This window comes from Variovorax sp. UC122_21 (assembly GCF_044056785.1).
Lineage (GTDB): Bacteria > Pseudomonadota > Gammaproteobacteria > Burkholderiales > Burkholderiaceae_C > Variovorax.
Genome location: NZ_CP172004.1, coordinates 3,643,149 through 3,659,046, shown reverse-complemented (window position 1 = coordinate 3,659,046; position 15,898 = coordinate 3,643,149). Strand labels below are relative to the sequence as shown.

Sequence of the window (15,898 nt, the reverse complement as noted above, 5' to 3'; positions counted from 1 at the left end):
AGCATGAAAAAACCCCGAGTCCTGATCGTCGAAGACGAGTCCTCGATCGCCGAGCTGATCGCCGTCAACCTCCGCCACAACGGCTTCGAGCCGATCTGGTCGGAGGATGGCGCGGCGGCCCAGCGCGAGATCGATGCCTTCCTGCCGGACCTGATCCTGCTCGACTGGATGCTGCCGGGCCAGAGCGGCCTGCAGCTCGCGCGCCAGTGGCGCAAGGACCCCCGTACCAAGGCCGTCCCGATCCTGATGCTGACCGCGCGCGGCGACGAGCCCGACAAGGTGGCCGGCCTCGATGCCGGTGCCGACGACTACATCACCAAGCCGTTCTCCACCCAGGAGATGCTGGCGCGCATCCGCGCCGTGCTGCGCCGCCGCGCGCCCGAGGTGGTGACCGAGCGCGTCGAGATCGGCGAGCTCGCGCTCGACACCGCCACCCACCGCGTGACCTGGCAGGGCAATGCGCTGAAGGTTGGTCCGACCGAGTTCAAGCTGCTGGCCTACCTGATGCAGCACGCCGAGCGCGTCCACAGCCGGGCCCAGCTGCTCGACAAGGTGTGGGGCGACCACGTCTACATCGAGGAGCGCACGGTCGACGTGCACGTCAAGCGCCTGCGCGAATCGCTGGGCGCGGCCTCGCCGATGGTCGAGACGGTGCGCGGCGCCGGCTACCGCCTGACGGCCCAAGCCACCGTTTGACCGCCGTGAGCGTCTCCGCCCGCGGGCGCGGATAATCGCCCGCCATGCCGTTTCGCATCGCTACATTTTTAATAGCGTCTCTCCTTGGCGGAGCGGGCGTTACAGCCTTTTTCGGCTGGAAACTCGGCTGGCTCGGCGCCTGGGCCGGCGCGGTGGTCTGGCTGGGCTTCGATGCCTGGCGCGCCAAGCGGCTGCTGCTGATCCTGCGCAACGACGCGGTGGGCCTGCCCAGCCGCGGCGTCGGCATGTGGGGCGAGCTGGCCGAGCGCATCCGCAAGCTGCTGCGCGACCGCGAGCAGCAGATCCGTCAGGCCGAGGACCGGCTGCATGAGTTCCTGGCCGCGATCCAGGCCTCGCCCAACGGCGTGGTGCTGCTCGACGAGCAGGGCCGCATCGAGTGGTGCAACCAGACCGCGGCGGCGCAGTTCGGCATCGATGCCGAGCGCGACCTGCTGCAGCACCTGGCCAACCTCGTGCGCGATCCGGCGTTCGTGGCCTACCTCGCGTCGTGGAACTACAGCCGCGACGTCGTCATCGACGGCCACGGCCTGGGCGCCCAGCGCAGCCACCCGGTGCGGCTGTCGGTGCAGGTGCATCCCTACGCGGGCAACCGCCGCATGCTGCTCACGCGCGACATCACCGCGCTCGAGCAGGCCGAGGCGATGCGGCGCGACTTCGTCGCCAACGTCTCGGCACGAGATCCGCACGCCGCTCACGGTGCTGGCCGGTTTCGTCGAGACGCTGCAGAACCTGCCGCTCGATGCCGACGAACGCGCGCGCTACCTCGGCCTGATGGGACAGCAGTCGCATCGCATGGAGACGCTGGTCAACGACCTGCTGACCCTGTCGCGGCTCGAGGGCAGCGCCGCCCCGGGCGGCACCCAGTGGACGCGCATCCGCGCCTTGCTCGCGCAGTGCGAGGACGAGGGCCGCGGCCTGTCGGGCCGGCTCTCGCCGCAGCTGGGCCACAAGCTGTCGTTCGCCATCGATGCCGATTCGGAAGTGTCGGGCGCGGCCACCGAGCTGCAGAGCGCGATGTCGAACCTGCTGAGCAACGCGATCCGCTACACGCCCGGCGGCGGCGAGGTGGCGGTGAGCTGGCGCGTGCTGCCCGACGGCCGCGGCGAGTACGCGGTGAAGGACACCGGCCCGGGCATCGCGGCCGAGCATATCCCGCGGCTGACCGAGCGCTTCTACCGCATCGACCGCAGCCGCTCGCGCGAGACCGGCGGCACCGGGCTCGGGTTGGCGATCGTGAAGCACATCGCCCAGCGCCACGGCGCGGAGTTGCGCATCGAGAGCACGGTGGGCAAGGGGTCGCGCTTCACGCTGCTGTTCCCGGCCACGCGCGTGCGCGAGGCGCGGGTGATGGCGCGGCAGCCGGCCTGAACGGCCGCGGCGCTTTCACCGTTCAGCCGCTCAGCCGCGCACGCGGTGCGCCATGGTCCAGCGCAGCAACGCGCCGAACAGCAGCGCCGTGACGGCCAGCGCCGCGGCGCCCATGATCCAGAACGCCAGCGGCGACTGCATGGCCGGCCAGGGGCCGAGCCCGCGGTAGGCCAGCAGGTAGCTGCCGCCCAGGCCCACGACCCACAGCAGCGTGCAGTAGATCGCCAGCGGCGCGAGCGTGACGCGGTAGCAGCGCAGCACGAACACGCAGAGCGTCTGCAGCGCATCGGCGAAGTGGTAGAGCGCCACCACGAGCAGCAGCGCGCCCGCGAGCGCGATCACGGCCGGCTTGTCCGAGTACACGGCCGCGAGCTGGAAACGCAGCCCCCACATGGCGAGCGCGAACAGCAGCGCGCACAGCACCGTCAGCTCGAAGCCGGTGCGGCAGGCGCGCCGCGCCAGCACCGGATCGCCGGCGCCGAGCCAGAAGCTCACGCGCGCGCTGGTGGCGATCGCGAGCGACAGTGGCACCATGTAGGCCACGGCCAGCAGGTTGGCGGCGATCTGGTGCGCGGCGGCCGCCGGTGGTGCCCAGGCGTGCGATGAACAGCGCCATCAGCGTGAACGAGGTGACCTCGACCAGCACCGCGAGGCCGGCCGGCACGCCCAGGCGCGCGAACTGGCCGATCTGCGCCCAGTCGGGCTTCTCGATCGCCTGCCAGAGCCGGTAGCCGCGGTAGAACGGACTGGCGCGCAGCAGCCACACGGCGCAGCCGAGCATCGCCCAGTTGACGACCAGCGTGGCCCAGCCGCAGCCGACCAGGCCCATGGCCGGCAGGCCCGCGCCGCCGAAGGTGGAACCAGACCGACAGCGGCAGCTTGATCGCCAGCGAGCCCAGCTGCAGCCAGGTCACGAGCTGGGGCTTGCCCAGGCTCTGGCTCAGCGTGCTGAAGAGGCGGAACAGCAGCGCGGGTGCAAGCCCGAAAGCCAGCACCATCAGGTAGGCCTCGACCTCGCCGCGCATCGCGGGCGGCACCTGGGTCCATTGCAGCGCCGGGCCCGGCAGCAGCAGCAGCGCCATGCCCACCACGATCGCCAGTCCCGCGAGGTAGAGCGACTGCCGCACCGAGCGGCCCACCTCGGCGCCGCGGCCGCCGCCGTGCAGCTCGGCCCACACCGGCAGCAGGGCCTGCAGCACGCCCATGAGCGAGACGTAGACGCTGACGAAGATGGCGGCGCCGACCGACAGGGCGGCCAGCGCGTCCTCGGAATAGCGGCCGGCCACGATGGTGTCGGTCACGCCGAAGGCCATCACGGCCAGCTGGCCGACCAGCACCGTGCCCGCGTGGCGGGCGATCAGTCCGCGTTCGCCCCTCACCGCGGCGCGATCTTCTCGTACAGCAGCAGGTCGTCGGAGGGACTGCTGGGGCGGCGCAGGGTCCCAGCGAAGCGCCATTGGTCGAGCGAGATGATGGTGTGCAGCCGCTCGATGGTCTCCGGGGCCACCAGCAGCCACGGGCAGTCGGTGCCCAGCAGCAGCGGCTGCAGGTCGAAGCGGCCGTGGTACTGCAGCGCCGCGATGTGGGCGCGGCTGAACGCCAGCTCGGCCACGCACTTGGGATGGCCCACGCGCTCGGTCACCGCGCGCACCTGCGGCGCGTAGCTGCGCGCGTAGTCGATCGGCGGCAGCCACAGCGTCATCAGCAGCATCCAGCACAGCGCGGTACCGCCGGCCGGCAGCACCAGCGTCTTCCAGAGTGCCGCGCGGTGGCGGCCGGTGCGCCAGCGCACCAGCCAGCACCAGGCGATGGTGGCGGCGAGCGCGAGCACGAAGGCGATCGGCGAGAACTCGGGCACGAAGCCCGGCACCAGCCGCGCCACGCTGGCCGCGGGCTTGGGCGGGTAGCCGGTCTGCATCGCGATCCAGTAGATCCAGCCCAGCAGCGCGAGGCCGCTGAAGAAGAGCAGGGTGAACCAGTCGACCAGCGCCGCCACGCTGCGCCGGAAGGTCGGCAGCGCGAAGGCCGCGAGCGTGGCCATCGCCGGCAGCGCCAGCATCAGCGAGCGGTCGGAGTAGTCGGTGGTCCAGGTGGCGGCCAGCGGCACCAGCGCGAACCAGAACGGCAGCGCCACGTGGCGCGCCGCGAGCTGGCGGCGCCAGCGCCACAGCGTCCACAGCGCGAGCGGCCAGGCCGGCCAGGTGAACCACAGCAGCAGCCGGGCCTGGCTGCGGATGTCGCCCGCGACCGAGGTGCCGGGATGGGCGCCGGGCAGGTCGATCTTCCACTGCAGCAGGCCGAGGCCGATCGCGAGCGCCGCGGCCAGCAGCGTCACGCCGGCCATGGTCAACAGCGCGCCGCGCGTGTAGCCCGGGCCTTCGTCCTCGCCCATGCCCGACCAGCCGGTGCTCGCGGGCTCGGCGGCGCGGCGCATGCGGCGGCGCTCGTAGGCGATGAACAGCACGCTGCCCGTGGCCAGGGCCAGGCCGACGGTCGGGCCGCCGCTGAGCGTCATGCCCAGCGTGCCGACCACCAGCGCGATGACCGGCCGGCGCGCCGGTAGGGCAGGGCCGCCACGCCGTAGAACAGGTGCGAGGCGAAGTAGAGCTGGGCCAGCGCGGGCGTGGTTTCATGGCCGAGCTGGGCCAGGCCCAGGCAGGCGATCAGCGCGAGCAGGGCGCCGTCGGCCATGGCGCGCGCGTAGTCGGTCGGCCGCGCCTCGCCGCCGAAGGCGAAGGCCACGGGCTGGGCGCGCGCGGTGCGCGCCAGGTAATAGACCGCGTACCAGGTCGCGGTGAAGGTGCCCCACAGCAGCAGCGCGAACACGATGCGCACCGCGAAGTCGGGATGCAGCCAGGCAGGTGCGATCTTGATCGCCAGCGCGCCGATCCAGTACGGCACCAGCGCGGGCGTTTCGGGCGCAATGCCCAGCAGGCGCGGATCGAACCAGCGCGCGAGGCCCTCGGTGCTGCGCGCCAGCTCGGCCATGTAGCCGAAGGCCGTGATGTCGGCGCTCTTCCACGGGCCCCGGCCGACCAGACCCGGCAGCAGGTAGGCGGCGCACAGCAGCAGCAGCGCGATGCGCGGCAGCCGGCGCACGGCATTCTGGGCAACGATCGCGGGCGTGGGCTGGTTCAAAGGGCGATGGGCGGCGGCGGGTGGGGGAAAGAAAAAGGGCAGCGCGGTAAACCGGGCTGCCCTCGACGCCAGGCCTGAGCCTGGGTGCGTGCCTTACTTGGAGGCAGCGGCGCCGGTCGTCTTGCCGAAGCGGTTGCGGAACTTCTCGACGCGACCGCCCATGTTGTCGACCGACTTCTGGGTGCCGGTGTAGAACGGGTGCGATTCGCTGGTCGTGTCCAGCTTGAACAGGGGCAGCTCGCGGCCGTCGTCCGCCTTGGCGGTTTCCTTCGTGTTCACGCAGGAACGGGTCACGAACTTGAAGCCGTTCGACATGTCGACGAACAGGACTTCGCGGTAATTCGGGTGGATGCCTTCTTTTGCCATGGTCTTTCCTTGGGGGTCGATGCGAGAGCCACTGGCGGGCAGGACGCCGGCCGCACTTTTCGCGAAGCCGCCGATTATCGCATACTGGGCCGATGGCGGCCACTTTGGCCCGTCCCCAGCGAAACCAGCCCTCCCATGACCTCCAGACCCCTGCGCGCCGGCCTCGTCGGCTACGGCTTCGCCGGCCAGACCTTCCATGCCCCCGTGCTGTCGGCCGTGCCCGGGCTCGAACTGGCGGCCGTGGCCAGTTCCCAGCCGCACAAGGTGCATGCCGACTGGCCCGGCGTGGCCGTGGTGCCCGACACGGCGGCGCTGGTCGCGCGGCCGGACATCGACCTCGTCGTGGTCGCCACGCCGAATGCCCAGCACCATCCGGTCGCGAAAGCGGCATTGCTGGCCGGCAAGCACGTGGTGGTCGACAAGCCCTTCACCCTCGATGCCGCCGAGGCGCGCGAGCTCCAGGCGTTGTCCGAGCGCAACAAGCTGGTGCTCGCGGTCTACCAGAACCGCCGCTACGACGCCGATTTCCTGACCCTGAAGGAACTGCTGGCCAGCGGCGAACTGGGCCGCCCGGTCTATTTCGAGTCGCATTTCGACCGCTACCGGCCCGAGGTGCGCGAGCGCTGGCGCGAGCAGAAGGTGCCGGGCGCGGGCATCTGGGTCGATCTGGGCGCGCACCTGGTCGACCAGGCGGTGCAACTGTTCGGCATGCCCGACACCCTGCAGCTCGACACCGCCGTGCTGCGCGACGGTGCCCAGGTCGAGGACTACTTCCACGCGGTGCTGCGCTACGAGTCGGGGCCGCATGCGCCGCTGCGCGTGGTGCTGCACTCGACCACGCTCGCCGCCCATGCGGCGCCGCGCTACCTCGTGCACGGCACCCGCGGCAGCTACGTCAAGCACGGCGTCGATCCGCAGGAGGACGCGCTGCGCGCCGGCCAGCGGCCGCCGATGGTGGGGTGGGGCGCCGATCCGCTCGATGGCGAACTCGTGCTGCCCGCGGCCGACGGCACCGTGGCGAAGCGCGCCTGGCCCACGCGCGCGGGCGACTATGTCGCCTACTACGCGGCCGTGCGCGACGCGATCCTCGGCCAGGGCCCGAATCCCGTGCCGCCCGCGCAGGCGGTGGCGCTGATGGAACTGCTCGATCTCGGCCGGCGCAGCGCCGAGGAAGGCCGCGCGCTGCCGGTCGCGCGCCCATGAAAAAAAGCGCGCTGCATCTTGCGATGCAACGCGCTTCTTGGGAGGCGAGCTTCGGTCGAAGACCGGCTCAACCCCCGCGACGCATCATGTCGAAGAACTCGACATTGGTCTTCGTCGCCTTCATGTTCTTGAGCATCAGCTCCATCGACTCGATCTCGTCCATGTTGTACATGAGCTGGCGCAGGATGCGGGTCTTCTGCAGGATCTCGGGCGCGAGCAGCAGCTCCTCGCGGCGCGTGCCGCTGCGGTTGAGCTGGATCGAGGGGAACACGCGCTTCTCGTAGAGGCGGCGGTCGAGGTGGATTTCGGAGTTGCCGGTGCCCTTGAACTCTTCGAAGATCACTTCGTCCATGCGGCTGCCGGTGTCGATCAGCGCGGTGCCGATGATGGTCGAGCGAGCCGCCTTCCTCGACATTGCGCGCCGCGCCCAGGAAGCGCTTGGGACGCTGCAGTGCGTTGGCGTCGACACCGCCGGTCAGCACCTTGCCCGACGAGGGCACGACGTTGTTGTAGGCGCGTGCGAGACGCGTGATCGAGTCGAGCAGGATCACCACGTCCTTCTTGAGCTCGACCAGGCGCTTGGCGCGCTCGATCACCATTTCGGCCACGTGCACGTGGCGCGCAGCAGGCTCGTCGAAGGTGGAGGCGATGACCTCGCCCTTCACCGTGCGCTGCATTTCGGTCACTTCTTCGGGGCGCTCGTCGACGAGCAGCACCATCATGTGGACCTCGGGGTAGTTGGCGCTGATCGCGTGCGCGATGTGCTGCATCATCACCGTCTTGCCGCTCTTGGGCGGCGCCACGAGCAGGGCGCGCTGGCCCTTGCCGATGGGCGCGATGATGTCGATCACGCGGCCGGTGATGTTCTCTTCGCCCTTGATGCCGTCGCGTTCGAGGCGCATCTGTTCCTTGGGGAACAGCGGCGTCAGGTTCTCGAACATCACCTTGTGCTTGTTCTGCTCGGGCGGTCCGCCGTTGACGGCGTCGAGCTTGGTCAGCGCGAAGTAGCGCTCGCCGTCCTTCGGAATGCGCACCTCGCCCTCGATCATGTCGCCGGTGTGCAGGTTGAAGCGGCGCACCTGGCTCGGGCTGATGTAGATGTCGTCGGTGCTGGCGGTGAAGCTGGTGTCCGGGCTGCGCAGGAAGCCGAAGCCGTCGGGCAGGATTTCGAGCACACCGTCGGCGAAGACCTGTTCGCCGGCCTTCGCGCGCTTCTTGATGATCGCGAACATCAGCTCCTGCTTGCGCATGCGGCCGACGTTTTCGATCTCAAGGGCTTCGGCCTGCTTGAGGACTTCAGACACGTGGAGTGCCTTGAGTTCGTTTAAGTGCATGGAACGACCCCTTGCGGGGGCAATCGAGGGGAAACGGAGAACAGGGGGGTGGTTCGATGTGAGACGAGAACTGCCTCACTGACCGGGGAACTCGAACCGGCTACCTGAAAGGGCCGGCGATCTGCTGGTGATTATGACAGGAAAAACGCGCCGGCCAACGCGTTGCGCGCTGGCCGGTTAGAAAGCACTCAGGCGAGTTGCTGGTCGATGAAGGCGGTGAGCTGGGCTTTGCTCATGGCGCCGACCTTGGTGGCGGCGAGCTGGCCGTCCTTGAACAGCATCAGCGTGGGGATGCCGCGAATGCCGAACTTGGCGGGGATGTCGCGGTTCTCGTCGACGTTGAGCTTGGCGATCTGCAGCTTGCCTTCGTAGGCGCTCGACACTTCGTCGAGGATCGGGGCGATCATCTTGCAGGGGCCGCACCATTCGGCCCAGTAGTCGACCAGCACGGGCTGGCTGGACTTGAGCACGTCGGCTTCGAAGGAGGAATCGGAGATGTGTTTGATCAGCTCGCTGGCCATGATGGAGTCCTTGTGCGCGGGGAGTTTCGGTGCAGCTACAGTGCGGGTCATTGTGACAGAAACCAAGGGGTGACGTGGCATGCACGAAGGCTATGGCGCCGATAGCCAGAGCCCTCGTCGCGACCCGCCCCGCCACCGAATCCCCCGCGACAGAACATGAACGAAGGCCATCCCGTCCAGGCCCTGTGGTGCGACCCTGCCGATGGTGTGGTCGCGCGCATCGTGCGCGTGCTCGCCGAACGCCAGGCGCATGCGGCGCGCACGATGGTGCTGGTGCCCTATGCGCAGCTCATGGGCGTGGCGCAGGCCATGTGGGCGCGCTGCGGTTCGCCGGGCTTCGTGCCGCGCTTCGAGACCACGCGCAACTGGGCGCGCAGCGCGGGCGGCTTCGTGCCCTCGGACTACGACATCGCCTTCGACATGGCGCGCGACCTCGTGACCGCGCAGGGCCTGCTCTCGCAGACCGGCTTCGGCGCCGAACGCTTCGCGCTCGCGGGCCGCGTGGTCGAGCTGGCCTATCAGCTCGCGCCGCTCGCGGCCGCGGTCGCGCCCGACGAACGCGGCAGCACCTGGGCCGAGCGCGCCGCGGGCGTGGCCGATGCGGGCAGCGAATCGGAGTGGTTCCGCATCGAGAGCGCGCTGATCCGCATCGCGGTCGCCTGGGCCGCGAACGCGAGCTATGCCACCGACGTGCTGCTGCGCGAGCCCGCGCGCGCGCAGATCGACGTGCTGATCGTGCTCGAGGGCTTCCAGACCGATCCGCTGACGCAGACCCTGTGCAGCCTGTGGGGCGAGCGCGCCGTGCGCCTGTCGCTGGTGCCGGCCATCGCGCCGCGCGGGCAGTCCGCGGCCCATGTGGCCATCGATCCCGAGGACGAGGCCGAGCTTGCCGCGGCCTGCGCGCTGCGCCACCTGGCCGAGGGCCGCAGCCCGGTCGCGCTGGTCGCGACCGACCGCGCGCTCACGCGCCGCATCGGCGCGCGGCTCAAGGGGCAGGGCGTCACGGCGCAGGACGAGACCGGCTGGAAGCTCTCGACCACGCCGGCCGCCGCCATGCTGATGAGCGCGCTGCGCGCCTGCGCGCACGACGCCGGCAGCGACCAGGTGCTCGACTGGCTCAAGAGCGGCGCCGACGGCGATGCGCTCGCGGTGCAGGGACTCGAGTCGAGATTGCGGCGCGAGGGCGTGCGCGACTGGTCGGCCTGGTGCGCGCAGGCCGCGCGCAGCGAGAAGCCGCAGGACGTCGCGCTGATGCCCTTCACGAACGAGATCGAGGCCCGCCGCGCGCCGATGGCACGTGCGCGCCCGCTCGCCGAATGGCTGGGTGCGCTGCGCGCGCTGCTCGAGGCAGCCGGCCAGTGGGAGCCGCTCGAAGCGGACCTCGCGGGCGGCAAGGTGATCTCGGCGCTGTGGCTCGATGCCGGTGCGCACGGCGACGACGAGGCTTTTCCTGGAGGCCGTCACACGCTGTCCGAATTCACGGCCTGGGTGCGCGACGTGCTCGAGGACGCGAGCTTCGTGCCGCCGGTCATGGGCGAGATACCGCAGGTGATCGTGCTGCCGCTGCACCAGCTGCTGGGCCGGGCCTTCGGCGCGATCGTGATCCCGGGCTGCGACGACCGCCGCCTGCCCGCATCGCCCGAGCCGCCCGGCAACTGGAGCGCCGCGCAGCGGCTCGAGCTCGGCCTGCCTTCGCGCGAGGCGCTCGAGGCGGCGCAGCGCGCGGCCTGGAACGCGGCCCTGTGCAATCCCTGGTGCGAACTGCTGTGGCGCGGCGCCGATGCCAGTGGCGAGCCCGTGCGGCCCAGCCCGCTGGTGCAGGGCCTCGAGCTCGACCACGCGCTCGCGTTCACCGACGATCCCGCGCACGCGGCGCGAGGTGCCCGTGCGTCCCACCCTCTATCCGATGCCCTCGGGCGCGCTGCTGCCGCTGCGCAACGTGTCGACCAGCGTCTACGAGGACCTGCGCCGCTGTCCCTATCGCTTCTTCGCGCTGCGCCAGCTCGGCCTGCGCAGCGTCGACGAGCTCGATGCCGAGGTCGACAAGCGCGACTTCGGCAACTGGCTGCATGCGGTGCTCGGCCACTTCCACGAGACGCTGCAGCAGACGCCCACGCGCGACGCCGGCGAGCGCCTGCGCTTCATCGAGGACGCGGCCGTGCGCGCCACGCGCGAATACGGTCTGTCGGACGCGGAGTTCCTGCCCTTCGCCGCGGCCTGGCCCGCGGTGCGCGACGGCTACCTCGACTGGCTCGCGGGCCACGAGGCAGCGGGCGCGGTCTTCGTCGAGTCCGAACCCTGGAAGGAGCAGCCGCTGGGCGCGCTGCAACTGGTGGGCCGGCTCGACCGCATCGACCGCATGCCCGATGGCCAGCCCTTCGTGATCGACTACAAGACCGAGTCCTCGGCCGTGACCAAGGAGCGCGTGAAGGAGCCGACCGAGGACACGCAGCTGGCCTTCTATGCCGCGCTGGTGGCCGACGACACGCTGCGCGCGGCCTACGTCAACGTGGGCGAGAAGTCCTCGGGCACGCAGACGGTGGAGCAGCCGGTGGTGGTGCAGGCGCGCGATGCGCTGGTGGCCGGCATCCTCGACGACTTCCGGCGCATCGCCGACGGCACGCCGCTGCCGCCGCTGGGCGAGGGCACGGTGTGCGAGCACTGCACCGCGCGCGGCCTGTGCCGCAAGGATTTCTGGAGCGACGATGCCGGCGCCGCCGTGCTGCAGGGGAGCACGCCATGAACGGCGCCGCCTACGAACACAACGGCCAGCGCGTGCCGCGCGAGGCCTTCTACACCGTTGCCTGCGATCCGCGGCGCTCGGTGGCGGTCGAGGCCTGCGCGGGCGCGGGCAAGACCTGGATGCTGGTGTCGCGCATCGTGCGCGCGCTGCTCGACGACGGCGCCAATGCCTGCCAGCCGCACGAGATCCTCGCCATCACCTTCACCAAGAAGGCGGCCGGCGAGATGCGCGAGCGGCTCGACCAGTGGCTCGAGACCTTCGCCGAGCGCGAGCCCGAGAAGCTGGTCGAGGAACTCGTGATGCGCGGCATGCCGCCGGCCGAGGCGCTGGCCGCCGCGCCGCGCCTCAAGGGCCTGTACCGGCACCTGCTCGAAGGCGGCCGGCCGGTGCAGTTCCGCACCTTCCACGCCTGGTTCGCGGGCCTGCTGCGCAATGCGCCGCTGGCGGTGCTGCGCGAGCTCGGCCTGCCGTCGAACTACGAACTGCTCGAAGACGATGCCGAGGCGCGCTCGCGCACCTGGCGCCCCTTCTTCGAGGCCGTGACCGCCGACCCCGACGCGCTGGCCGACTACTACGCGGTGGTCGCCACCTACGGCCGCTCGCAGACCGCCAAGGCGCTCGGCGAGGCGCTCACGCGGCGCGTGGAGTTCTCGCTCGCCGAACCGGCCGATGCGGTGCGGCATTTCGCCGACCTGCATCCGGCGCTGGCCGGCTTCGACACGCCCACCGACGCGCTGCGCGGCGAGGCCGTGCGCCGGCGCTGGCTCGACCGCGCCGCCGCGCTCGGCCGCGAGACCAACAAGACGCCGCAGAAGGCGGCCGAGGCCGTCGTCGACATCTTCGGCACCGGCGAGCCGGCCGAGTCCGCGCTGCCGTCGGCGCTCGCGCTGCTGCGCAAGAGCTTCTTCGTCGCGACCGAAGACCGGCTCAACAAGAACCTGCAGAAGTACCCGGCCGCGCAGGAGGCCGAGGCCGAACTGCAACTGCTGTGCGCCGCGCAGGCCCAGCACGCGGCCTGGCTCTACCAGCAGCGCATGACGCGGCTCACGCGCCTTTTGATCGACGCCTTCGCGGGCGTCAAGCGCGCTCATGGCTGGGTCGACATGAACGACGTCGAGCAGGCCGCGCAACTGCTGCTGGGCCAGTCGGCGCTGTCGGGCTGGGTGCAGGAGCGGCTCGATGCGCGCATCGCGCACCTCTTGATCGACGAGTTCCAGGACACCAACCCGCTGCAGTGGCAGGCGCTCTATGGCTGGCTCAGTGCCTACGTGGGCGCGGGCGGCAGCGCGCCGCGCGTGTTCGTCGTGGGCGATCCGAAGCAGAGCATCTACCGCTTCCGCCGCGCCGAGCCGCAGGTCTTCATCGCCGCGAAGAAGTTCGTGCGCGAGGGCCTCGGCGGCGAGCTGCTCAACTGCGACCACACGCACCGCAATGCGCGCGCCGTCGTGGGCCTGGTCAACCAGGCGATGCTGGCCGCGCAGGAGGCCGGCGAGTTCGACGGCTTCCGTGCCCACACCACCGAGCGCAGCGACGAGGGCGCGCTGCTGAAGCTGCCTGCCATCGAGCGCGATGCCGCCGAAGCCGCGGCGGAAGCGGCACCGGCCGACGACGGCATGCTGCACTGGCGCGACAGCCTGGTCACGCCGCGCGTGCTGCCCGAGGAGCAATTGCTGCAGAAGGAATGCGAGCAGGCCGCGCGCTGGATCGCGCAACTGATCGCCGACGGCACGCCGCCGCGCCAGATCATGGTGCTGTCGCGCCGCCGCAGCCGGCTCGCCGCCATGCAGGACGCGCTGCGCCAGCGCCACATCCCGGTGCAGCAGCCCGAGAAGAACGAGCTGCACGATGCGCCCGAGGTGCAGGACATGGTGGCGCTGATCGATGCGCTGGTCTCGCCCGCGCACGATCTCTCGCTGGCGCGCGCGCTCAAGTCGCCGCTGTTCGGCATCGGCGACGACGATCTGGTGCAACTGGCGCTGCGCCAGCGCGCGCTGCCGGGCTGGAGCTGGTTCCGGCTGCTGCAGACCGGCGAGGACCTGCCGGCCGCGCTGGCCGAGGCCGCGCCGCGTCTCAAGCGCTGGCAGCGCTGGCTCGCCACGCTGCCGCCGCACGATGCGCTCGACGCGATCTTCCATGAAGGCGACGTGCTCGCGAAGTTCGGCGCGGCCGTGCCCGCCGCGCTGCGCCAGGGCGCGCTGGCCAACCTGCGGGGCCTGCTGGCCGCGTCGCTCGATATCGACGGCGCGCGCTTCGTCACGCCCTACGCGCTGGTGCGCGCGCTGCGTGCCGGCGGCGTGCGCGCCCCGTCGGTGGCCGCGCCCGAGGCGGTGCAATTGCTGACGGTGCACGGCGCCAAGGGCCTCGAGGCCGACACCGTGCTGATGCTCGACTGCGACGCGCCGCCGCCGCGCGCCCAGACCATGGGCGTGCTGGTCGAATGGAAGGGCGGCGACCGCGTGCCGACGCGCTTCGTCTTCCTCGCGAGCGAGAAGACGCCGCCGGCCTGCGCGGCATCGCTGCTGCTCGACGAGCAGCGCGCGCGCCACCGCGAGGAACTCAACGGCCTCTATGTCGCGACCACGCGCGCCCGCGCGCGGCTGGTGCTGTCGTCGGTGCGCCCCGCGCGCGCCAACGAGGGCAGCTGGTGGGCGCGGCTGGCCGAGGCCTGCGAGACCGTCGATGCCGACGAGCCGCTGGTGGCCCCGCTCGCGGCGCAGGCGCAGGCCGTGTTCGCGATCCACGAGCTGCCGCCGTTCGCTTCCGCGACGCCGCCGGTGCGCGTCGCGCGCAAGGAGAAGGCGGCCACCCTCGACGCGCGCGCCGCGGCCTTCGGCCAGGCGATGCACCGGCTGCTCGAATGGTCGGTGCCCGGCGAGCCCCTGGCCGCGGCCCATGTGCGCGCGGCGGCGCAGGAGTTCCTGCTCGACGCGCAACAGGCGCGCGGCGCCGCGGCGCTGGCCGCGCGCATCCGCGCCGGCGCGGGTGCCTGGGCCTGGGACCTCGAGGCCATCGACTGGCACGGCAACGAGGTCACGCTGGTGCACCAAGGCGACACGCTGCGCATCGACCGGCTGGTGCGCGAGCGCGCCAGCGGCACCTGGTGGATCCTCGACTACAAATCGGCCGCAAGGCCCGAGCGCGATGCCGCGCTCATCGCACAGATGCAGCGCTACCGCGCGGCCGTGCAGCAGGCCCATCCCGGTGCCACGGTACGCGCCGCGTTCCTGACCGGGCAGGGCGAACTGGTGAACCTCGAATGACTTCTTCTTCCACCGTCGCCGTGATCGGCGGCGGCCCCGCCGGCCTGATGGCGGCGGAAATCCTCTCCGCGGCCGGTGCGAGCGTGCACCTCTACGACGCCATGCCTTCGGTGGGGCGCAAGTTCCTGCTCGCGGGTCGCGGCGGGCTCAACCTCACGCACTCCGAGCCCTTCGAGGCCTTCGTGGGCCGCTTCGGCGAACGCCGCGCCGAGCTCGAGCCGATGCTCGCGGCCTTCGGTCCCGCGCAGCTGCGCGAATGGGCCGCGGGCCTGGGCATCGAGACCTTCGTCGGCAGCTCGGGCCGCGTGTTCCCCACCGACATGAAGGCCGCGCCGCTGCTGCGTGCCTGGCTGCACCGGCTGCGCGAGGCCGGCGTGCAGTTCCACATGCGGCATCGCTGGATCGGCGATGCCGCGGTCTCGCCCGGCGTATTGCGCTTCGAAACGCCCGCGGGCGAGGTCGAGGCCTCGGCCGATGCGGTGGTGCTCGCGCTCGGCGGCGCGAGCTGGGCGCGGCTCGGCTCCGACGGCGCCTGGGCGCCGCGGCTGCAGGCACAGGGCGTGGCGGTGGCCGCTTTGCAACCCGCCAACTGCGGCTTCGACGGCAGCGGCTGGAGCGCGCATTTCTCGGAGCGTTTCGCGGGCCAGCCCTTCAAGTCGGTGGCCGTGTCGTTCACCGACAGCCGCGGCCGGCAGTTCGCGCGCAAGGGCGAGTTCGTCGCCACGGCGGGCGGCATCGAGGGCAGCCTCGTCTATGCCGTCTCGGCCCTGCTGCGCGACGAGATCGCCGCGAACGGCAGCGCCACATTGCTGCTCGACCTGTTGCCCGACCGCAGCGCCGAGCAGGTGCTGGCCGCGGTCAGGCATCCGCGCGGCGCGCGTTCGCTCGGCAGCCACCTCAAGAGCCGGCTCGGCCTCGAGGGCATCAAGGCCGGCGTGCTCTACGAGGTGCTGAGCCGCGAGGCGATGCACGATCCGCTGCAGCTCGCGCAAGCGATCAAGGCCGTGCCGTTGCGGCTGCTGGCCGCGCGCCCGGTCGACGAGGCGATCAGCACCGCGGGCGGCGTGCGCTTCGAGGCGCTCGATGCGCAACTGATGGCGAGCGCGCTGCCCGGTGTGTTCGTCGCGGGGGAGATGCTCGACTGGGAAGCGCCGACCGGCGGCTACCTGCTCACGGCCTCGATGGCCAGCGGCGTCGCGGCCGCGCGTGGCGTGCTCGCGCGGCTGGGGCTGTCGTGAGGCTTTGGAT

General features: G+C 71.3%; 6 protein-coding genes and 5 pseudogenes. 6 read left to right on the top strand and 5 right to left on the bottom strand.

Annotated features, from left to right (window positions below; translation table 11 throughout):
* Positions 1–3: 3 nt before the first annotated feature.
* On the top strand, positions 4–696 hold the full coding sequence (gene phoB / locus ACHMXE_RS29655) for a phosphate regulon transcriptional regulator PhoB (protein WP_057594225.1): 693 nt from the start codon (positions 4–6) through the stop codon (positions 694–696).
* A gap of 44 nt (positions 697–740) precedes the next feature.
* Positions 741–2,085: pseudogene (phoR, locus tag ACHMXE_RS29650) on the top strand (phosphate regulon sensor histidine kinase PhoR).
* A gap of 30 nt (positions 2,086–2,115) precedes the next feature.
* Here phoR and ACHMXE_RS29645 read toward each other — a convergent pair.
* The 3 genes and pseudogenes from ACHMXE_RS29645 to ACHMXE_RS29635 all read right to left on the bottom strand — a co-directional run bounded on the left by ACHMXE_RS29645 (position 2,116) and on the right by ACHMXE_RS29635 (position 5,589).
* Positions 2,116–3,464 (bottom strand): annotated as a pseudogene (locus tag ACHMXE_RS29645) (MATE family efflux transporter).
* Positions 3,461–5,223, bottom strand: a pseudogene (locus tag ACHMXE_RS29640) (hypothetical protein). The pseudogenes ACHMXE_RS29645 and ACHMXE_RS29640 overlap by 4 nt, the downstream one beginning before the upstream one ends.
* Positions 5,224–5,316: 93 nt before the next feature.
* Positions 5,317–5,589: a type B 50S ribosomal protein L31 gene (locus tag ACHMXE_RS29635; protein WP_093341315.1), complete on the bottom strand. Its 273-nt coding sequence runs from the start codon at positions 5,587–5,589 to the stop codon at positions 5,317–5,319.
* 135 nt (positions 5,590–5,724) lie between these two features.
* Between ACHMXE_RS29635 and ACHMXE_RS29630 the strand changes: the two genes are divergently transcribed.
* On the top strand, positions 5,725–6,792 hold the full coding sequence (locus ACHMXE_RS29630; protein ID WP_395347731.1) for an oxidoreductase: 1,068 nt from the start codon (positions 5,725–5,727) through the stop codon (positions 6,790–6,792).
* A gap of 67 nt (positions 6,793–6,859) precedes the next feature.
* Here the strand turns inward: ACHMXE_RS29630 and rho are convergent.
* Both rho and trxA read right to left on the bottom strand, forming a co-directional pair.
* A pseudogene (gene rho, locus ACHMXE_RS29625) lies at positions 6,860–8,126 on the bottom strand (transcription termination factor Rho).
* 188 nt (positions 8,127–8,314) lie between these two features.
* Positions 8,315–8,647: a thioredoxin TrxA gene (gene trxA / locus ACHMXE_RS29620; RefSeq protein WP_057594218.1), complete on the bottom strand. Its 333-nt coding sequence runs from the start codon at positions 8,645–8,647 to the stop codon at positions 8,315–8,317.
* 156 nt (positions 8,648–8,803) lie between these two features.
* Here trxA and ACHMXE_RS29615 point away from each other — a divergent pair.
* The 3 genes and pseudogenes from ACHMXE_RS29615 (at position 8,804) to ACHMXE_RS29605 (ending at position 15,888) form a co-directional block, all read left to right on the top strand.
* Positions 8,804–11,390: pseudogene (locus tag ACHMXE_RS29615) on the top strand (PD-(D/E)XK nuclease family protein).
* Entirely contained in the window at positions 11,387–14,650 is a 3,264-nt protein-coding gene (locus ACHMXE_RS29610; protein WP_395347728.1) for a UvrD-helicase domain-containing protein, read from the top strand. The pseudogene ACHMXE_RS29615 and the gene ACHMXE_RS29610 overlap by 4 nt, the downstream one beginning before the upstream one ends.
* Complete coding sequence (locus ACHMXE_RS29605) at positions 14,647–15,888, top strand: TIGR03862 family flavoprotein (RefSeq protein WP_395347726.1); 1,242 nt, start codon at positions 14,647–14,649, stop codon at positions 15,886–15,888. Before ACHMXE_RS29610 ends, ACHMXE_RS29605 begins: the two co-directional genes overlap by 4 nt.
* Positions 15,889–15,898: the final 10 nt, after the last annotated feature.